This is a genomic window from Methylobacterium sp. AC690 (assembly GCF_979256535.1).
On sequence record NZ_CEEDOX010000020.1, the window covers coordinates 1 to 18,704 of the forward strand.

At 69.5% G+C, this 18,704-nt stretch carries 14 protein-coding genes; 11 read left to right on the forward strand and 3 right to left on the reverse strand.

Going from position 1 to position 18,704, the window contains the following annotated elements:
* Positions 1-33 precede the first annotated feature (33 nt).
* From AC0IY1_RS20830 to gor, 10 genes are all read left to right on the forward strand, one after another.
* Positions 34-666 (forward strand): TPM domain-containing protein, encoded by a 633-nt coding sequence (locus AC0IY1_RS20830; RefSeq protein WP_471772177.1) that lies wholly within the window; start codon positions 34-36, stop codon positions 664-666.
* Positions 667-823: 157 nt separating this feature from the next.
* Positions 824-2,890: a carbon starvation CstA family protein gene (locus AC0IY1_RS20835; RefSeq protein WP_055953329.1), complete on the forward strand. Its 2,067-nt coding sequence runs from the start codon at positions 824-826 to the stop codon at positions 2,888-2,890.
* A gap of 5 nt (positions 2,891-2,895) precedes the next feature.
* Positions 2,896-3,120, forward strand: a complete 225-nt coding sequence (locus AC0IY1_RS20840; protein ID WP_055953333.1) for a YbdD/YjiX family protein — start codon at positions 2,896-2,898, stop codon at positions 3,118-3,120.
* A gap of 115 nt (positions 3,121-3,235) precedes the next feature.
* A complete protein-coding gene (locus tag AC0IY1_RS20845; protein WP_471772070.1) occupies positions 3,236-4,528 on the forward strand; it encodes a DUF898 family protein in 1,293 nt (430 codons plus the stop codon).
* Between the two features lie 42 nt (positions 4,529-4,570).
* On the forward strand, positions 4,571-5,704 hold the full coding sequence (locus AC0IY1_RS20850; protein ID WP_471772073.1) for a M48 family metallopeptidase: 1,134 nt from the start codon (positions 4,571-4,573) through the stop codon (positions 5,702-5,704).
* 158 nt (positions 5,705-5,862) lie between these two features.
* Entirely contained in the window at positions 5,863-9,099 is a 3,237-nt protein-coding gene (locus AC0IY1_RS20855; RefSeq protein WP_471772076.1) for an efflux RND transporter permease subunit, read from the forward strand.
* Positions 9,100-9,190: 91 nt separating this feature from the next.
* Entirely contained in the window at positions 9,191-10,465 is a 1,275-nt protein-coding gene (locus tag AC0IY1_RS20860) for an efflux RND transporter periplasmic adaptor subunit (protein ID WP_471772078.1), read from the forward strand.
* Between the two features lie 85 nt (positions 10,466-10,550).
* Positions 10,551-11,747, forward strand: coding sequence for an MFS transporter (locus AC0IY1_RS20865; protein ID WP_471772080.1), 1,197 nt, complete (start codon positions 10,551-10,553; stop codon positions 11,745-11,747).
* A gap of 107 nt (positions 11,748-11,854) precedes the next feature.
* Complete coding sequence (gene rpmG, locus AC0IY1_RS20870; RefSeq protein ID WP_018044575.1) at positions 11,855-12,022, forward strand: 50S ribosomal protein L33; 168 nt, start codon at positions 11,855-11,857, stop codon at positions 12,020-12,022.
* Between the two features lie 153 nt (positions 12,023-12,175).
* Positions 12,176-13,573: a glutathione-disulfide reductase gene (gene gor, locus AC0IY1_RS20875; protein WP_471772083.1), complete on the forward strand. Its 1,398-nt coding sequence runs from the start codon at positions 12,176-12,178 to the stop codon at positions 13,571-13,573.
* Positions 13,574-13,872: 299 nt separating this feature from the next.
* Here gor and AC0IY1_RS20880 read toward each other — a convergent pair whose 3' ends face one another.
* The 3 genes from AC0IY1_RS20880 to galE all read right to left on the reverse strand — a co-directional run bounded on the left by AC0IY1_RS20880 (position 13,873) and on the right by galE (position 17,552).
* Positions 13,873-15,276 (reverse strand): SGNH/GDSL hydrolase family protein, encoded by a 1,404-nt coding sequence (locus tag AC0IY1_RS20880; RefSeq protein WP_471772086.1) that lies wholly within the window; start codon positions 15,274-15,276, stop codon positions 13,873-13,875.
* A 72-nt stretch (positions 15,277-15,348) separates the two neighbouring features.
* Positions 15,349-16,515, reverse strand: coding sequence for a lytic murein transglycosylase (locus AC0IY1_RS20885; RefSeq protein WP_471772179.1), 1,167 nt, complete (start codon positions 16,513-16,515; stop codon positions 15,349-15,351).
* Between the two features lie 47 nt (positions 16,516-16,562).
* Positions 16,563-17,552: a UDP-glucose 4-epimerase GalE gene (galE, locus tag AC0IY1_RS20890; protein ID WP_471772089.1), complete on the reverse strand. Its 990-nt coding sequence runs from the start codon at positions 17,550-17,552 to the stop codon at positions 16,563-16,565.
* 165 nt (positions 17,553-17,717) lie between these two features.
* Between galE and galU the strand changes: the two genes are divergently transcribed.
* Positions 17,718-18,584 carry a UTP--glucose-1-phosphate uridylyltransferase GalU gene (gene galU, locus AC0IY1_RS20895; RefSeq protein ID WP_055953365.1) on the forward strand — a complete coding sequence of 289 codons (867 nt, stop codon included), beginning with the start codon at positions 17,718-17,720 and terminating at the stop codon, positions 18,582-18,584.
* The last annotated feature ends 120 nt before the right edge of the window (positions 18,585-18,704 follow it).

An 18,704-nucleotide genomic window follows, 5' to 3' on the forward strand; every position in this document is an offset into this window, starting at 1 on the left:
GGGGTGGCTCGTCGGGTGGGGGAGGGGCCTCCGGTGACTGGTAAGCAGCGTCCCTTCCTCGAGGAACCGGCGCGGACGCGGATCGCGGAGGCGATCCGCCGGGCCGAGACCGCGACGGCCGGCGAGATCGTCGTGCTGGTGGCGGCCCGTGCCGGGCTCTACCGTTCCGCGCCGCTGCTGCTGGCCCTGGCGGTCGGCCTCGTCCTGCCCTGGCCGCTGATCGCCCTGACGCCGTGGAGCGCGGCCTCGATCGCGCTGGCGCAGGTCGCCGCGGTCCTGCTGGCGCTCCTGGCGGGGCTCCATCCCCGGATACGGATGGCCCTGGTGCCACGGGCGATCCGCCGCGACCGCGCCCACGAACAGGCCCTGCGCGAGTTCACCACCCGCGGCCTCAGCCGGACGGAAGGGCGGACCGGCGTGCTGATCTACGTCGCCCGGGCCGAAGGCCATGCCGAGATCGTCGCGGATCACGGCGTCGCCGCGCGCGTCCCGGCCTCCGCCTGGTCCGGCGCGATCGAGGGGCTCCTGGCTGCCCTGCGGCGTGGCGAGGCCGAGGCGGGCCTGACCGATGCCGTCGTGCAGGTCGGCACCATCCTGGCCGGGCAGCTCCCGCCGGAACCCAGGCCCGTCGACGCTCTGCCGAACCGCGTGATCGAACTCGATTGACGATCGGGAGGCTGCGCAACCCAGGGTGAGAAAACGCCGGATGGGTGATTCAATCCCGAATGATTGAAATCGCAGGCCCCTGGTCCTGCGGAAGAATTTGCGCGAGAAGAGCCCTTGACGACCTGCTACGAAGGACAGGTCGCTGGAGCGAGACGTCATGAGTGCGGTAACGAAGCACGGGCCCTGGGCCCTCGTGGGAGCGTTGGGGGCGGCGGCCCTAGCCATCGTCGCGACGACGCGCGGCGAGACGGTCAACGCCCTCTGGGTCGTCGTGGCGGCCGTCTGCATCTACCTGATCGCCTATCGCTACTACTCGCTCTTCATCTCCTCCAAGGTCATGCGGCTCGACGACAGCCGCCCAACCCCGGCCCACGTCCACAACGACGGGCTCGATTACGTCCCCACCAACCGCAACGTGCTGTTCGGCCACCACTTCGCCGCCATCGCCGGCGCCGGACCGCTGGTGGGCCCGGTGCTCGCGGCGCAGATGGGCTACCTGCCGGGCCTGCTCTGGATCCTGGCCGGCGTGGTGCTCGCCGGCGCCGTGCAGGACTTCATGGTCCTCTTCATCTCAATGCGCCGGGACGGCCGCTCGCTGGGCGAGCTGATCCGCGCGGAGCTCGGCACCATTCCGGGCGTCATCGCCCTGTTCGGCACCTTCATGATCATGGTCATCCTGCTGGCGGTGCTGGCGATGATCGTCGTGAAGGCCCTGGCCGAGAGCCCCTGGGGCACCTTCACGGTCGCGGCGACGATCCCGATCGCGATGCTGATGGGCCTCTACGCCCGCTACATCCGCCCCGGAAAGGTCGGCGAGGTCTCGATCATCGGCTTCGTGCTGCTGATGCTGGCTATCGTCTACGGCGGGAACGTCGCGGCGGACCCGTACTGGGGGCCCTTCTTCACCTATACCGGCACGCAGCTGTGCTGGCTGCTGATCGGCTACGGCTTCATCGCCTCGATCCTGCCGGTCTGGCTCCTGCTCGCCCCGCGCGACTACCTCTCGACCTTCCTCAAGATCGGCACGATCATCGGCCTGGCCCTGGGCATCGCCTACGTCGCCCCGCACATGCAGATGCCGGCCGTGACCAAGTTCGTCGACGGCACCGGACCGGTCTGGGCCGGGTCGCTGTTCCCGTTCCTGTTCATCACCATCGCGTGCGGCGCGGTCTCGGGCTTCCACGCCCTGATCTCCTCGGGCACCACCCCGAAGCTGATCGACCGTGAGTCCGATGCCCGCTTCATCGGCTACGGCGGCATGCTCATGGAGAGCTTCGTGGCCGTGATGGCGCTGGTCTCCGCCAGCGTGATCGAGCCGGGCATCTACTTCACCATGAACGCCCCGGCCGGCCTCGTCGGCACGACGCCGGAGACCGCGGCGGCCGCGGTGACGAAGCTCGATCCCGCCTTCGCCATCACGTCCGAGCAGATCGCTCAGACAGCCAAGGACGTCGGCGAGCACTCGATCATCTCCCGCGCCGGCGGCGCGCCGACCCTCGCGGTGGGCATGGCGCACATCATCTCCTCGGCCATCGGTGGCAAGACGATGATGGCGTTCTGGTACCACTTCGCCATCCTGTTCGAGGCGCTGTTCATCCTGACGGCGGTGGATGCCGGCACGCGCGCCGGGCGCTTCATGCTCCAGGACCTGCTCGGGCTCGTCTCGCCGCGGTTCAAGGACACCTCGGCCTGGGCACCCAGCATCCTGGCCACCGCCCTCTGCGTCGGCGCCTGGGGCTACTTCCTCTACCAGGGCGTCACCGATCCGCTCGGCGGCATCTACACCCTGTGGCCGCTGTTCGGCATCTCCAACCAGATGCTGGCCGCCGTGGCCCTGACGCTCGCCACCGTGGTGATCTTCAAGATGAAGCGCGAGCGCTACGCCTTCGTCACGATCATCCCCACCGCTTGGCTCTGCCTCTGCACCCTCACGGCCGGCTGGCAGAAGATCTTCTCGGCCGACCCCAAGATCGGCTTCCTCTCCCACGCCGATCGCTTCTCGGCCGCCATCGCGGAGAACAAGGTGCTGGCACCGGCCAAGACCATGGCCGACATGCACAAGATCGTCTTCAACGACCGGATCGATGCGGCCCTCGCAGTCCTGTTCGTCGGCCTCGTGCTCGCCATCGCCGCCTTCGGCATCATGGCCTGCGTGAAGGCCTATCGGGCCGATCGCTGGACCGCCCTGGAGAGCGGCGGCCCGGCCGCCGTTCCCGCGGAGTAAGTCCCATGGCGCTGTCGTCGACCGAGTTGCGGGACCGTCTCAGGACCTTCTCGAAATGCGTCTGCGACGGCGCTCGCCTGATGGTGGGGCAGGGCGATTACGAGGCCTATGCCGCCCATATCCGGAAGACGCATGCGGACCAGGAGCCCATGAGCGAACGGGAGTTCTTCCGGAACCGGGAGAACGCCCGCTTCGGCGTCGGCAATCGCAGCGGCTTCCGCTGCTGCTGAGCGCTGCCGCCTGCCCGTCTCGCGGGTGTTAACCAGACGAGCGGACTCACGGGTGTGACCCTGGCAGTGCCGCCCGAAATCGGCTTAGCTTGCGCCTCCGATGTCCGGGGGCACCATGACACAGCCGCTGGCGTTCGACGCTCGCTCCAGTTCGGGCCGCGTCGGCGCGATCACCTTCGATAAGCGGCTCATCGGCCTCACCGGCCTCGCGATCCGCGGCTTCCTGCTGTCGCTCGTCACCTTCGGGATCTACCGGTTCTGGTACATCACCGACCTGCGGCGCTACTTCTGGAACCGCACCGTCATCGACGGCAGCCCGGGCGAGTATGCGGGCCGGGGCAAGGAACTGTTCCTCGGCTTCCTCGTCGCCCTCGCGGTGCTGATACCGATCTACGTGGCGATCTTCGTCGCGACCCTCTCGGTCCCGTCGCTCGCCCCCTTCGGCAGCATCCTGTCCTTCGCCATCCTGTTCGTCCTCGGCCAGTTCGCGGGCTACCGCGGTCGCCGCTACCGGGCCTCGCGCACCCTCTGGCGCGGGATCCGGCTGGGACAGGACGGATCGGCGATGACCTACGCGCTGATGGCGACGGGCTGGGCGCTCCTGACCCTGGTCACCCTCGGCCTCGCGTTTCCGTTCATGCGGGCGAGCCTGGAGCGCTATCGGATCACCCATACCCTGATCGGGTCGAGCCGCATGGACTCGTCGGCCCGTGGGCGGTCGCTGCTCCTGCCCTGGCTGAGCTTCTACGCCGTCGTTCTCCTGCCGGTCCTCGCCGCGCTGTTCGCCTTCCTGACCGCCACGGACTTCACGCTCCCGGCCGACCTGTTCGTGCCGAAGCCCGGCGGCAAGCCGAGCGAGACCATCTTCAATCCCGCCTATGCCGGCACACCCGTCGCCACCTATGGGGCGATCCTCGTCGGCACGCTGGGCCTCACCGCGTCCCTCGGCTTCCTGCTGATCCCGTTCTACCGGGCACGCGAGACGCGCGTCTTCACGAACGCGGCAAGCCTCGGGCCGGTGCGGCTGTCGTCGACGCTGAAGGCGCGACAGTTCTACTGGCCCTACATCGTCTACCTGCTGTCGATCATCGGCCTCGTCGTCGTGCTCGGCCTCGTCATCGGCGGCGGCGCGTTCCTGCTCCAGGCGAAAGGCCCCGCGAGCGGGGCGTCCTGGGTGATCGGCCTCGGCCTGGTCGTCGGTTATCTCGGCGGAGCCCTCGTCTTCGCCGTGCTCTACGTCCGCGTCATCACCGCGCGCCTCTGGGCCGCCGTCGCCACGACCACCACCGTCGCGGACGCGGAGGGGCTCGCCGCCATCCTTGCCTCCAGCCGCCGCGTCGGCAGCGGGCTGAACGAGGGCCTCGCCGATGCCCTCGATGTCGGTGGCGCCCTGGAGGTCGGGTTCTAGCCCGACCGCCCGAACAGCAGCGGAGCGCTCCGGATAAGGCCGATGCAGCACACAGGTCCGGTCGCGTCGCCGCCGGTCGCCACCGGCACCTATCTCGACGGCCTCAGCGCCCGGGCGCACCCGGTGACGCTGCGGCTCGCCGACCGCCTCGAGATCGACGGAGCCGGCGCCCGCCTCGCCTGGGACCTCGCCGACCTCGCGGCCGGCGACACGGTCCCGCCCCTGGTACGGATCGGCCCGCGGGGCAGCCCCGCCCGGGTCGAGTTCGCCGACCCCGGCTTTGCCGACGCCCTCGCCGGCCGCTGCCCCGACCTCCACCGGTCCGACGCGGCCGGCGCCGGTGGGACCTGGCGCCTGGTCCTGTGGTCGGTCGCCGCCGGCGTGTCGGTGCTCGTCCTGGCGATCTACGGGGTTCCGGTCATCGCCGGCCGCCTGGCGCCCCTGGTGCCGAATGCGATCGAGACGCGGCTCGGCGGTGCGGTCGAGGGCCAGGTCGGCCGCCTTCTCGGCGATCCACCGGTTTGCGACGAGCCCGCGGCCCGGGCCGTCCTCGACCGGCTGGTCAGGCACATGACCCAGGGCGGCGACACCCAGCGCGAAGACCTGCCGGGCGAACCCCTGGTCAGCGTGCGCCGGCACCCCCTCGCGAATGCGCTGACCCTGCCCGGCGCACGGGTGCTCGTGCTCTCGGACCTCATCGACAAGGCGGAGACCCCAGATGAGTTCGCCGGAATCCTTGCCCATGAGCTCGGGCACGTCGCCGCGCACGATCCCATGCGGGCCCTGCTGGCCGCGGGCGGAAGCTCGTTCCTTCTCAGCCTCGTTCTCGGCGACCTCACGGGCTCGACGATCCTCATCGCCACGGGGCAGGCCGCGATCTCGGCCGGCTATTCCCGCGAGGCTGAGAACGCCGCGGATGCCTACGCGGTGACCCTGATGCGCCGAGCCGGGGGCGATGCCGCGGCGCTGGCGACGATCCTGGAGCGGATCGCCGGGGACGGGGACCAGGGCGCGGTCGCGACGTTCCTCCGCAGCCATCCCATGACACGGGAACGCGCCCAGCGGATCCGCACCCTGGCGGGCCTCGGGAGCGGCGGGCGGCAGATCCTCACGGGCGCGGACTGGGCGTTGCTGAAAGGCATCTGTCGCAACGTCCCGGTGAAATCAGCACAGTAATCGGGCAGCAGCGCCGAAGTTTAGGCGACCGGTTTACACCCGGAAACAAAAATCTCGGGTTGAGACCTCGATTGCGTCGCGGCGTCACGGCTACAGAGGAACCGGTGGCATGCGACCACCGTGGTACACCAGCCTGAACGCGATCGCGTGGGAGCCGCATGGGCCTCGTCCAGTATGCTCTGAAGTTCCGCATCACGATCTACGTGCTCGCCGTGCTGATGATGCTCGGCGGCGCGGCAGCGGTCGTGGTCGCCCCGAAGGACGTCCTGCCCACCGTGGATATCCCGGTGGTCGTGGTGGTGTGGACGTATAACGGTCTGTCGACCTCCGAGATGGAGCGCCGCATCACGACCTATGCGGAGTTTTCGCTCTCGAACAACGTCAACAACATCGCTCGAATGGAGTCGACGACCCTCCAGGGCACGGCGATCCAGAAGATCTACTTCGATGGTTCGGTGAGCATCGACCTCGCCATCGCGCAGGTCGTCTCGGCGATGAACTCGATCCGCTCGACGATGCCGCCCGGCGTACAGCCCCCCATCGTCCTGCGCTTCTCGGCCTCCTCGGTGCCAGTGATCCAGCTCGCGCTCTCCTCCGACCGGGAGAGCCTGACGAAGGTCTTCGACTACGCCCAGTATCGCATCCGCCAGCGCCTGACCCAGGTCCCGGGCTCGACCCTGCCGTCGCCGTTCGGCGGCACGCCGCGCCAGATCATGGTCGATCTTGACCTGCACGCCCTCCAGGCCCTCGGGCTGACCGCCCTCGACGTCACCAACGCGGTGACGGCGCAGAACCTGACGATCCCCTCCGGCCTCGCGAAGATCGGCGAGCAGCAATATCCGGTGCAGCTCAACGCCTCGCCCGAGGCGATCGAAGCCCTGAACCAGATCCCGATCAAGGTGGTGGGCGGCCAGCCGATCCTGGTGCGCGACGTCGCCAACGTCCGCGACGGCGGACCGCCGCAGGTCAACATCGTGCGCGCGGACGGCCTGCACTCGGTGCTGATGCGCATCTTCAAGAACGGCACCGCCTCGACGCTGGACGTCGTCAACAACGTCAAGAAGGCGCTGCCCGACATCCAGGCCGCCGCCCCCGAGGGCATGAGCCTGAAGCCGCTGTTCGATCAGTCGGTCTTCGTCTCCGCCGCCATCGAGGGCGTGATCCACGAGGCGATCATCGCGGCGGGCCTGACGGGCCTCACCATCCTGCTGTTCCTCGGGTCGTGGCGCTCGACCATCGTGGTGCTGGTCTCGATCCCCCTCTCGATCCTGACCTCGCTGGCGATCCTGGCGGCGCTGGGGGAGACCATCAACGTGATGACCCTCGGCGGCCTCGCCCTGGCGGTCGGCATCCTGGTCGACGACGCCACCGTGGCGATCGAGAACACCTACCGGCTGTTCGAGGAGGGCGAGCCCTTCCGCAAGTCGGTGGTGGAGGGCGCGGCCGGCATCGCCAAGCCGGCGCTGATCTCGACCCTGTCGATCTGCGCCGCCTTCGTCTCGGTCTTCGCCCTGACGGACACGCCGAAATACCTGTTCACGCCCCAGGCCCTGGCGGTCGTGTTCGCCATGCTGACCTCCTACGTCCTGTCACGCACCCTGGTCCCGGTGCTGATCGACGTGCTGGTGGCGCGGGAATACGACACCAAGCACGGGGATAAGCACGGGGAGGGCGCCGCGCCGCGGCGGGGACGCGTCGCCCGTGCCCTCGGATGGGTCGGCGGCCCGGTCTTCCGCTTGGCCGGCTGGTTCCGGCACGGCTTCGAGCTGCGGTTCGCGCGCTTCCACCGCGGCTATCTCGGCCTGCTCCACGTCGTCATCGCCCGCCGCGCCGCGACGCTGACCCTGGTGGCCGTCGTCTTCGCCGCCACCGCCGGGCTCTTCGTCTTCGTCGGGCAGGACTACTTCCCGCAGGTCGCCTCGAGCCAGATGACCCTGCACCTGCGGACCCGCCCGGGGATGCGCATCGAGACAGCCGAGCAGGTCTTCGCCCAGGTCGAGAACGTGGTCCGCGAAGTCATTCCCGAGGGCGAGATCGACCAGATCCTCGACAACATCGGCCTCCCGGCGAACAACTACAACTTCGCCTTCTCGGACGGTTCGTTCGTCGCCTACAACGACGGCCAGATGCTCATCAACCTCAGGGAGGGGCACGGCTCGGTGGCGGACTACACCAAGCACCTGCGCGAGGTGCTGCGCGAGCGTTTCCCCGACGTGGTGTTCTACTTCCAGCCCTCGGACATCATCACCCAGATCCTGAACTTCGGCACGCTCGCCCAGATCGACATCCAGGTCACGGGGCGCAACACCGCCAAGGATCTCGAGGTGGCGCAAAACATCGTCCGCCGCCTCAAGGCGGTGCGCGGCGCCGTCGACGTGCACCTGCACCAGATCGTCGGCACGCCGCAGTTCTTCGTCGATGTGGACCGGCGGCTCGCCTCGGAGCTCGGGCTCACCCAGCAGCAGATCGCGCAGGGCCTGAACGTCTCGCTGTCGGGCTCCTTCCAGGTCACGCCGAACTTCTGGACCGACCCGAAGACCGGCATCCCCTACCAGCTCTGGGTCCAGACGCCGGAATACCGCAACGACTCGCTGACCGCGCTCCAGAATACGCCGCTCCTGGTCAATGGCGGCGCCGATGCGCCCGGGGTGCTGACGCTCCTCTCCAGTGTCTCGACCATGCGCCGCGAGGGGTCGCAGACGGTGATCAACCACGTCAACACGCAGCCGACCTTCAACATCTACGCGGCGGTGCAGGACAGCGATCTCGGCTCGGTCTCGAAGGAGATCCGCCAGATCGTCGCCGAGGAGCAGAAGGCCCTGCCGGCGCCGGACAAGATCATCGTGCGCGGGCAGATCGAGAACATGGAATCCGCCTTCTTCCGGCTCCAGGTCGGCCTGGCGATCGCCCTGGTGGCGGTCTACCTGCTGATGGCGGTGAACTTCCAGAGCTGGGGTGATCCCTTCGTGGTGCTGGCCGCCCTGCCGCTCGCTTTCTGCGGCATCGTCGCGAGCCTGTTCGTCACCGGGACGACGTTCTCGATTCCCTCACTCTTCGGCGCGATCATGTCGGTGGGCATCGCCTCCGCGAACTCGATCCTGCTGGTGACCTTCGCCAAGGAGCATCGCGAGGCGACCGGATGCGGTGCCGTCGAGGCGGCCCTGCTCGCCGGCGAGACACGCCTGCGGCCGGTGCTGATGACCGCGAGCGCGATGTTCCTCGGGCTCATTCCGATGGCGCTCGGCACGGGCGAGGGCGGCGAGCAGAACGCGGCCTTGGCCCGGGCCGTGATGGGCGGCATCGCCATCGGCACGCCGGCGACGCTGCTCTTCGTGCCGTTCCTGTACGCGCTGCTGCGCCGGGGCGCGGTCAAGCCCCTGGAGGATTACGCGTGAGCCGTCGGCGGATCGTCAGGTTTCGGATCTTGGTTCGAAGGTTGGTCATGAATCGCAGGGTGAAGCCCGGTTCGGCGATGGGACAGGCGTGATGCATCAGACCCACGACCCGTCCGACATCCCGCCGCCGCCCGGCAAGGCGCCCTTCCTGATCGCCGCCGTGGCCGCCATCGGCCTGCTCGCCTGGGGCGGCTACGGCCAGATGCAGCGGCGCGCCGCCGCCTCCGAGACCCAGCGGAAGATCAACAGCTTCGTGCCGGCGGTGCGCACCGCCACCGCGGAGCGGGCCGACAAGCCCATCGACATCACCCTGCCGGGCCAGACCGACGCCTTCGCCAAGGCGGCCCTCTACGCCCGCGCCACCGGCTACATCGCCGAGCGCAGGGTCGATATCGGCAGCCGCGTCCGCCAGGGCGACATCCTGATGCGCATCGCCGCCCCGGACCTCGATCAGCAGCTGGCCCAGGCGGAGGCGCAGACCGGACAGCTCGAGGCGGCCCTGCTGCAGGCCAAATCCATGGTCGACCAGGCCAAGGCCAACGTGAACCTCGCCAACGTCACCAACACCCGCACCACGACGCTCGCCGGCCAGGGCTGGGCCTCGAAGCAGAACGCGGACAATTCCCAGGCCAGCGTGCTCAGTCAGGCGGCGACCCTCGCCTCGGCGGAAGCCGGCGTGAAGGTGGCCCAGGCCAACATCAAGGCCCAGGCGGCCACGGTGGAGCGCCTGCGGGCGCTCACCGGCTTCAAGGACATCATCGCCCCCTTCGACGGCGTGATCACCCAGCGCGGCGTCGATGTCGGCGACCTCGTGCACGCCGACGGCAGCGGGACCGCGCTGCTCTCCATGGACCGCGACGACATCCTGCGCGTCTCGGTCAACGTGCCCCAGAACGTCGCCGTCGGCGTGAAGCCGGGGGTGGACGCGTCCATCAAGGTTCCGCAGATCGCCGACCGGACCTTCTCCGGCAAGGTCGAGCGCAGTTCGGTGGCGCTGCTGACCTCGTCCCGCACCCTGACGGCCCAGGTCGACGTGCCGAACGGCGACGGCGCCCTGCGGGCCGGACTCTATGTCTACGTCACCCTCAAGGTGCCGCGCACGGAGCCCAACGTGCGGGTGCCGGCCGAGAGCCTCGTCTTCAACCAGCGCGGCACCCAGGTGGCGGTGGCCCGCGACGACGGCACGGCGCAGTGGCGCACGGTGACGATCCGGCGCGACCTCGGCACCACGGTGGAGCTCGGCCAGGGCCTGGACGGCGGCGAGGAGATCGTGCTCAGCCCCCCCGCCGACCTGCGCGACGGCCAGAAGATCGAGCGCAAGCCGCCGGCTGCCGACAGCAAGCCGCTGAAGTCGGCCGCACGGTGAGAGCGGCGCCTCGGTTGCGCCGGCACGCTCCGGCGTAGACAAGGCGGTCCCGGCGTCGCGCCAGCGACCCGCAGCGGACCCCGTCATGCCGACTCCCCCCGACGCCGAGTCGCGCGACGGCTCCCGCTTCGCCTCGATCGCCGCAGCCATCACCTGTGTGGCGGTGGTCGGCATCGGGCTCAGCCTGACGATCCCGCTGCTCTCCATCGAGATGGCGCGCATGGGTGCGTCGAGCACCCTGATCGGGGTGAACACCGCGGTGGCCGGCCTCGCGGCCATCCTGACGGTCCCCTTCGTGCCGCGCCTGGCGGCCCGCCTCGGCGTGCTGCCGCTCCTCGTGGGCGCCATCGTCCTCGGCGCCCTCTGCCTCGTCGCCTTCAAGCTCCTGCAGGGCATCGCCTGGTGGTTCGTGCTGCGCTTCGTGTTCTCCACGAGCCTCGGCGCGCTGTTCGTGCTTTCCGAGTTCTGGATCAACGCGGCGGCTCCGCCCGAGCGGCGCGGGCTGGTGATGGGGATCTACGCCACGGTGCTGGCGCTGGGCTTCGCGGTCGGCCCGACCCTGCTCGCCGTCCTGGGGACACAGGGCCCCGCGCCCTATCTCGGTGGGGCCGGCCTGTTCCTCGTCGCCCTGGTCCCGCTGCTACTGGCCCGGGGCCTGTCGCCGGTGATCGGGCCCGGCGCGTCGCGGCCCTTCCACGCCTATCTGCGCCTGGCGCCCGCGGCCACCGCCGCGGCCCTGGTCTACGGGGCGGTGGAGACCGGCGGCTTCGCGATCCTGCCGCTCTACGGCCTGCGCCTCGGCTACGACGCCGAGACGGCGGCCGGGCTCGTCAGCGCGCTGGCGCTGGGCAACGTGATGTTCCAGATCCCGTTCGGCTGGCTCGCCGACCGCGTGGACCGCCGCCTCGTGCTGCTGATGGCCGGTCTCGGCGGCGCCCTCGGCTCGAGCCTGATTCCGATGGCCTCGGCCTCGTTCCCCGCGCTGCTGGTGCTGCTGTTCCTGTGGGGCGGCATTGCCGGGACACTCTACACGGTGGGTCTGGCCCATCTCGGGGCGACGGTGCGGGGGCGGGAACTCGCCGGCGCCAACGCCGCCTTCGTGGTGCTCTACAATGTCGGTCTGATGCTCGGTCCGCCCATCATCGGCGGCGGCATGGATCTGGCCCCGCCCCAGGGCTTCGCCTACAGCCTGTGCCTGCTGTTCCTCGGCTACGCGGCGGTGGTCGCCCTGCGCCTCGTCCAGCGGCCGACGGACGAGGCGCCAGCGAACGACAAGCCTTGACGAATCCCGGCCGATGAGGCAATCACCCGCCGGTATTCAGCCGGCCGACGCCGGCCCTTTTGCGTTTCGCTGATGCGGAATGCCGCGATCACAGGAGCGCCGCGTCCATGGCCAAGGCCGTCACCGTTAAAGTCAAGCTGATCTCCACCGCTGACACGGGTTACTTCTACGTCACGAAGAAGAACTCCCGCACGCAGACCGAGAAGCTGTCGATGAAGAAGTACGACCCCGTCGTGCGCAAGCATGTCGACTTCAAGGAAACCAAGATCAAGTAAGCCCGACGGCGCGTTGCCGCGCCGCATCGGTGTCGTCGAGGCCGTTTCTCCGCAGGGGGAAGCGGCCTTTTCGTTTGCGCGGTGGGACGGTTGATGTACCGCCCCGTTCGGGCGATGGAGAGCCCTCGGCGCCCACACCCGCAGGATGAGTTCATGGCAGACGATCTCGACCGCAGCTTCGACGTCGACCTGTTCGTCATCGGTGGCGGCTCCGGCGGCGTCCGGGCGGCCCGCATCGCCGCCGGCTACGGCGCCCGGGTCCAGCTCGCCGAGGAGTACCGGGTCGGCGGCACCTGCGTGATCCGCGGCTGCGTGCCGAAGAAGCTCATGGTCTATGCCGGGCGCTTCGCCGACGAATTCGCGGATGCCGCCGGCTTCGGCTGGACCGTGCCCGAGCCGCGCTTCGACTGGTCCGTCCTGAAGGCCCGGCGCGACGCCGAGGTGAGCCGCCTCGAAGGCATCTACGACGCCAATCTCGGCCGCGCGGGGGTCACCGTCAGTCCCGAGCGGGCGGTGATCGAGGATGCGCACACCGTGCGCCTCGTCGGATCGGACCGCCGCGTCACCGCCCGCATCATCCTGGTCGCGGTCGGCGCCCATCCGGTCAAGGAACCGCTGATCCCGGGCGCCGAGCTCGCCATCACCTCGAACGAGGTCTTCGCGCTCGAGACCCTGCCCGAGCGCATCCTCGTGGTCGGCGGCGGCTACATCGCGGTGGAATTCGCCGGCGTCTTCGCGCATCTGGGCAGCCGCACCACCCTGCTGCACCGGGGCGACCGCCTCCTGCGCGGCTTCGACGACGAGATCCGCGACGCGCTCGGCGAGGCCTATGCCAAGCGCATGGACCTGCGCCTCAACCGTACGGTGGAGCGCCTCGACCGGACCGAGGGCGGCATCCGCGTCACCCTCGACGACGACAGCACCCTGGAGGTCGATCAGGTCCTGACCGCCACGGGCCGGCGCCCGAACATCGCCGGGCTCGGTCTCGACAAGGTCGGGATCACGCCGGATGCGCGCGGCGCGATCCCGGTCGACGCCTTCTCGCAGACCTGCGTGCCATCGATCTACGCGGTGGGCGACGTCACCGATCGGGCCGCGCTGACGCCGATCGCCATTCGTGAGGGCCACGCCTTCGCCGACACGGTGTTCGGCGACAAGCCGTGGTGCGTCGATCACGGCCTGATCCCCACTGCCGTCTTCTCGACGCCGGAGATCGGGGTCGTCGGCCACAACGAGGATGTGGCCCGTGACCTCTACGGCACCATCGACGTATACCGCTCGAGTTTTCGGCCGATGAAGGCGACCCTGTCCGGCCGTGAGGAGCGCGTGCTGATGAAGGTGGTGGTCGATTGCGCCAGCGATCGCGTCGTCGGCGTACACGTCTTGGGGCACGATGCCGGCGAGATCATCCAGGCCGTGGGCATCGCCGTGACCATGGGGGCCACCAAGGCGGATTTCGACCGCACCATCGCGGTGCATCCCACGGCCGGCGAGGAACTCGTCACGATGCGCAACCCCGTGGTGACCAAGCATCCGGTGGGTGTCGGCTAGCGTCTCGGCGGCCGAGCCCCCGGACCCGATCCGTCGCGGGTCATCGCACCACCACGCACAACGAGCGGACCCGCGGCCGCGCAATTGTCCCGGACACCAGCGGTCCGGCCTGAGAGATGCGCGGCCTCATGCCGGCCGGCATCCGCCTCGACGACCGCTCCGATGCCGAGCGCCCGACCCGGATCGAAGCGCCGGACGTGATCTGGCGCGATGTCCAGACCGAGCCCGACGCAGCGCGTGACGGCGCCTTCGCGCTGCACCGGATCGCGATCGGGGGAAGCTGGAGGAGGGACCGCCGGTCAGCCCGGCGGCCACTTGAAGTCGTCGGCGCGGCCGGGCTGGGCCAGGGGGGCGGCGCCCCGCACCAGGGCGCGCTCGACGGTACCAGTCGGATCGGCGTCGCGGGGGCGGCCGCTGATCAGGGTGCCGCCCGGCGTCACCTCGGCGCGGCCGAGGGGGACCACCGGGCCGGCGAGGGGCTTGACCGGCAGCGCCGGGATGCCCGGCGGCTCCGGCAGGCTCGGAAGCATCGCGGTGATCTGCCGATCGATGGCGGCGGCATCGTCGAGCTTGGTGGCTTCGCCTTCAACGATCGGCTGCGGCGCCACCGCCACGGGGGCGGCGAGCGCCGGCTGGGCCGGCGGCGTTCCGGTTCCCATCATCCGCTTCAACTCGACGTCGGCGAAATGCGCCATCTTGCGCGCCCCGGCCTTGGTGAAGTGGACGCCGTCCGCCGTGCGCAGCTTGGCCTCCTGGCCTTCCAGGTCCGGTCCCGTCGCGGTGTACCGGTTGCGGTCGTCGACGAAGCCGGGCCAGATGTCGACGTAGGTCTGGCCGGCCTTGGCCACGCGCTCGCGGAAGATGTCGTTGATCGCCGCGATGTCCTTGGTCAGGGCTTCGCTGCGCATGGGGGGAGCCCCGACCCAGATCAGCGCGATCTTCGCGTCCGTGAACACCTTGATCAGGGCGTCGACGCGCTCGGCATAGAGGGTGCGCCAGCGGTCGCTCAGGGGATCGAGGGTCTGGTCGCCCTCCCGGATCGGCTGACGATCGTTGGATCCCAGCATGATGAGAGCATAATTGGTCTTCGGATTGGCCTTCAGGAACTCCTCGGCGGCCTTCGGCCAGTCGACCACGTCCTTGCGCACGAGGCCGCTATCGGCCTTCGAGCGATCGAGCACACCAATCTCCGGATTGTCCTCGAACACGTTCGACAGGCCGCTGCCGAGGTGGCCGGCCAGCGTATCGCCGAACACCGCGATCCGCGTCGTCGGCTCGACCTTGGGTACGGCCGGCTTCGGCTGGGCCACGACCGGGGCTGGGCGGGGACGACGCCGGACGGCGCGCCCGTCGTCGTGCCCGGAGCGCCCGTCATCGGCATAGCCCCGGCTGCGCGGCGGCGCCGGGCGGGCGCTCGGCACCGGGGCGACCTGAGCCGGCGCCGGACGATCCTCCCAGGGCCAGTAGAACTGGCGCGGCGCCTCCTGAGGCGGGGGGGCGTAGCGTCGGTTCGCCTGGCGGGCGGCGTAGCCGTCGTCGTCCCGGTAATAGTCCCGCGCCCGGCGGCGGGGGGATTGGTAGTCGCCGCCCCGGGGTGCGTCGTAGGAATCGCCCCACTGCGCGTAGGCCGGCGCGGCACCGGCGAGGAGCAGGCCGAGACCGGAGAGGAAACACCAGGCCGCGCGCGATGCCGGCAAGGTCATGGGACGCCTCGATCAAACGGACCGGGGGACCGGTCGGGTGGCCGACACCTTAGAGGAGGATGGCGCCGAGGTCTAAGGCCGCGCCCGCAGGTGCTCCAGCAACCTTGGGGTGGCGTAGCCGTCCGCAGGCAGGCCCTCGGCGATCTGGTACTGCCGCACCGCCTCGCGAAGCTTCGGTCCGGCGCGCCCGTCCGTCTCGCCCGCGTAGAGGCCGCGCTCCGTCAGACCGACTTGAAGGGCCTGCAGCCCCGCCTTGTCGAGGCGTGCGTCGCGAACCGGCCAGGGCGCGGCGAGGACCGGCCCGCCGGCCAGTCGGTCGGCGAGATGCCCCACCGCCAGCGCGTAGGAATCCGAGGTATTGTAGGCGCGGACCACCTCGAAATTATCGGTGATCAGGAAGACCGGGCCGCCGAGGCCGCCCGGCAGGAACAGGCTGCCGGCGCCGGCATCCGGCAGGGCCTGGCCGTCGGTACGCCGGACGCCGCGTCGGGCGAACTCGGCGAGGTCGCCGCGATAACGGGCGAGGTCGAATCCCGTCGGCAAGGTGACCGCGTAGCCCCAGGACAGGGCCGGGTTCCAACCGAGGGCCTTGAGGTAAGCGGCGATGGAGGCCAGGGCGTCCGCCTCCGACCCCCAGATGTCGCGGTGCCCGTCGCCGTCGAAATCCACCGCGTGGGCGAGGAAGCTGGACGGCAGGAACTGCACTTGGCCCATGGCCCCGGCCCAGGAGCCTTTCATGCGCTCCGGCGTGACGTCGCCCCGCTCCAGGATGGTGAGGGCGGCCAGGAGTTCGTCGCGGAACAGCGTCCCCCGGAACCGCGCCTCCGCCAGGGTCGCGAGGGCCCGGATCGTCGGAACGCTGCCGCCGCTCGCGCCGAAATCCGACTCGACACCCCAGAATGCCAGCACGATCCAGCGCGGCACGCCGTAGCGTGCCTCGATGCGCGCGAGGATGGGCGCGAGCCGCTTGGCCTGAGCCTGCCCCCGGGCGATCCGGCCCAGTGAGACGGCACCGACGAGGTAGTCCCAGACCGGACGCCCGAACTCGCCCTGCCTGCGCGTGCGGGCCAGGACGTCGGGATCGGGTCCGGACATCCCCGCGAAGGCCGCCGCGAAGGTGTTGGATGAGACGCCCCGCGCCTCGGCCTCCGGTCGCAGCGCGGCGACGAAGGCGACGAAGCGGGACCGCGATTCCGCCGTCGCTGCGGACGGCGCGGGCGCGGCTCCCGCCGCGAGCACCGGGCCGGCCCCGAGCCATCCCGAGAGGAGGAGCGGCGCCCAGCGCCTCACAGGCGGTTGCGCCGGGCCAGGGCCTCTTCCCAGGCGAAGGCCTGGGCGACGATCCGGTCGAGATCGTCATTCTGCGGGGTCCAGCCGAGATCACGGATGCGCTGGGCCTCGGCAACGATCTGGGCCGGATCTCCCGGACGGCGCGGCGAGAGGCGCACCTCGAAATCACGCCCCGAGACCCGCTTGACCACGTCGATCACCTCCAGGACCGAGTAGCCGCGGCCATAGCCACAGTTCATCGTCAGGCTCTCGCCGCCGGACCGCAGATGGTTGAGGGCGACCCGATGGGCTTCGGCGAGATCGGAGACTTGGATGTAGTCCCGTAGGCACGAACCGTCCCGGGTCGAGTAATCGGTGCCGAAGACCTCGAGATGCGTCCGCTGCCCGAGGGCAGCTTGGGTCGCGACCTTGATGAGATGGGTGGCGTTGGGGGTCGATTGCCCCGTTCGGCCCCGCGGGTCGGCCCCGGCCACGTTGAAGTAGCGCAGGATGACGTAGGAGAAGCCGTGTGCCTTGGCAGCATCGGCGATCATCCACTCGCTCATCAGCTTGGAGCGACCGTACGGGTTGATCGGCGACGGCGGCAGGTCCTCCGGCACCGGCACGACTTCGGGCTCGCCGTAGACCGCCGCCGTCGACGAGAAGATCACGTGCTTGACCCCGCAGCGAACCGCCGTTTCGATCAGCGCCCGCGTCTTGACGGTATTGGCCAAGTAATAGTGCAGCGGATCTGCGACCGAATCCGGTACCACGATGCGCGCGGCGAAGTGTGCGATGGCGTCGATACGATGCTGGAGGATGACTTCCGTGACGAGCGACTGGTCCGCGACGTCGCCGATGACGAGCTTCACCTCCGGGGGGAGCGCCCAGTCGAACCCGGTCGAGAGGTCGTCGAGGACCACAACCTCCTCGTGCCCGGCGTCGAGCAATGCCAGCACCATGTGGCTGCCGATATAGCCCGCCCCGCCCGTCACAAGAACCGCCATGACACCTTCTCCCCAAACGTTTCACTGACGATATATCGGAAATCGAGCTTGTCGGTTATGCCCGTTACGTCGATGGCTCGATCGCCTCCCTGGGCGGAGGCTGTACCGAGGCAACGTCACTCACTCGGGGTTTTCCTCACCTCCCCTCGTTACCGGGTCTCGCTGATGAAACCGATTCGCAAAGCCGTCCTGCCCGTCGCCGGCTTGGGCACCCGCTTCCTGCCCGCCACCAAGGCGGTGCCGAAGGAGATGCTCACCGTCGTCGACCGGCCGGTCGTTCAGCACGTCGTCGACGAGGCCCGTGAAGCGGGAATCGAGCACTTCATCTTCGTCACCGGGCGCGGCAAGGCGGTCATCGAAGACCACTTCGACGTCGCCTTCGAACTTGAACGGATGCTGCAGGAGCGCGGCAAGACCGAGGCCTACGAGGCCCTGAAGCGCGACCTCCCGGGCGCGGGCCAGACCAGCTTCACCCGCCAACAATCGCCGCTCGGCCTCGGCCACGCCGTCTGGTGCGCCCGCGAGATCGTGGGTGACGAGCCCTTCGCGGTGCTGCTGCCCGACATGCTGAGCCGCGGCTGCATGCAGCAGATGCTCTCCGCCTACGAGCGTCACGGCGGCAACGTCATCGCGGTCGAGGAGGTCAAGCCCGAGGAGACGCATCAGTACGGCATCGTCGGTGTCGGCCAGACCTTCGGCCAGACCTTCGAGATCAACGGCATGGTGGAGAAGCCCAAGGCCGGCACCGCGCCCTCGAACTTCATCATTTCCGGCCGCTACATCCTCCAGCCCGAGATCTTCGACATTCTCTCGGCGGGGGAGACGGGCGCCGGCGGCGAGATCCAGCTCACCGACGCCATGATCAAGCTCGCCAAGGACCAGGCCTTCTTCGGCATGCACTACCAGGGTCGGACCTACGATACCGGCTCGAAGCTCGGCTTCCTCACCGCCAACATCGCCTACGCCCTCGAACGCAAGGACCTCTCTGAGGCCCTCAAGGCCGAGATCGCGCAGCTTCTGAGCGAGCACTGAGACCGCGCCCCGGCAGGGTCCGGCCAGCGCCGGAGGAAATGCCGAGCCCAAACCCGAGAAAACGGGTTGAACGTCGTGCAAAGCTCTTGATTTTTGTGCGCCGCACTTTAGATTGTGCAT

Coding starts and splice junctions, on each gene's coding strand:
- AC0IY1_RS20835 (WP_055953329.1), top strand. CDS start 824: ATGAGTGCGGTAACGAAGCACGGGCCCTGGGCCCTCGTGGGAGCGTTG.
- AC0IY1_RS20840 (WP_055953333.1), top strand. CDS start 2,896: ATGGCGCTGTCGTCGACCGAGTTGCGGGACCGTCTCAGGACCTTCTCG.
- AC0IY1_RS20845 (WP_471772070.1), top strand. CDS start 3,236: ATGACACAGCCGCTGGCGTTCGACGCTCGCTCCAGTTCGGGCCGCGTC.
- AC0IY1_RS20850 (WP_471772073.1), top strand. CDS start 4,571: ATGCAGCACACAGGTCCGGTCGCGTCGCCGCCGGTCGCCACCGGCACC.
- AC0IY1_RS20855 (WP_471772076.1), top strand. CDS start 5,863: ATGGGCCTCGTCCAGTATGCTCTGAAGTTCCGCATCACGATCTACGTG.
- AC0IY1_RS20860 (WP_471772078.1), top strand. CDS start 9,191: ATGCATCAGACCCACGACCCGTCCGACATCCCGCCGCCGCCCGGCAAG.
- AC0IY1_RS20865 (WP_471772080.1), top strand. CDS start 10,551: ATGCCGACTCCCCCCGACGCCGAGTCGCGCGACGGCTCCCGCTTCGCC.
- rpmG (WP_018044575.1), top strand. CDS start 11,855: ATGGCCAAGGCCGTCACCGTTAAAGTCAAGCTGATCTCCACCGCTGAC.
- gor (WP_471772083.1), top strand. CDS start 12,176: ATGGCAGACGATCTCGACCGCAGCTTCGACGTCGACCTGTTCGTCATC.
- AC0IY1_RS20880 (WP_471772086.1), bottom strand. CDS start 15,276: ATGACCTTGCCGGCATCGCGCGCGGCCTGGTGTTTCCTCTCCGGTCTC.
- galE (WP_471772089.1), bottom strand. CDS start 17,552: ATGGCGGTTCTTGTGACGGGCGGGGCGGGCTATATCGGCAGCCACATG.
- galU (WP_055953365.1), top strand. CDS start 17,718: ATGAAACCGATTCGCAAAGCCGTCCTGCCCGTCGCCGGCTTGGGCACC.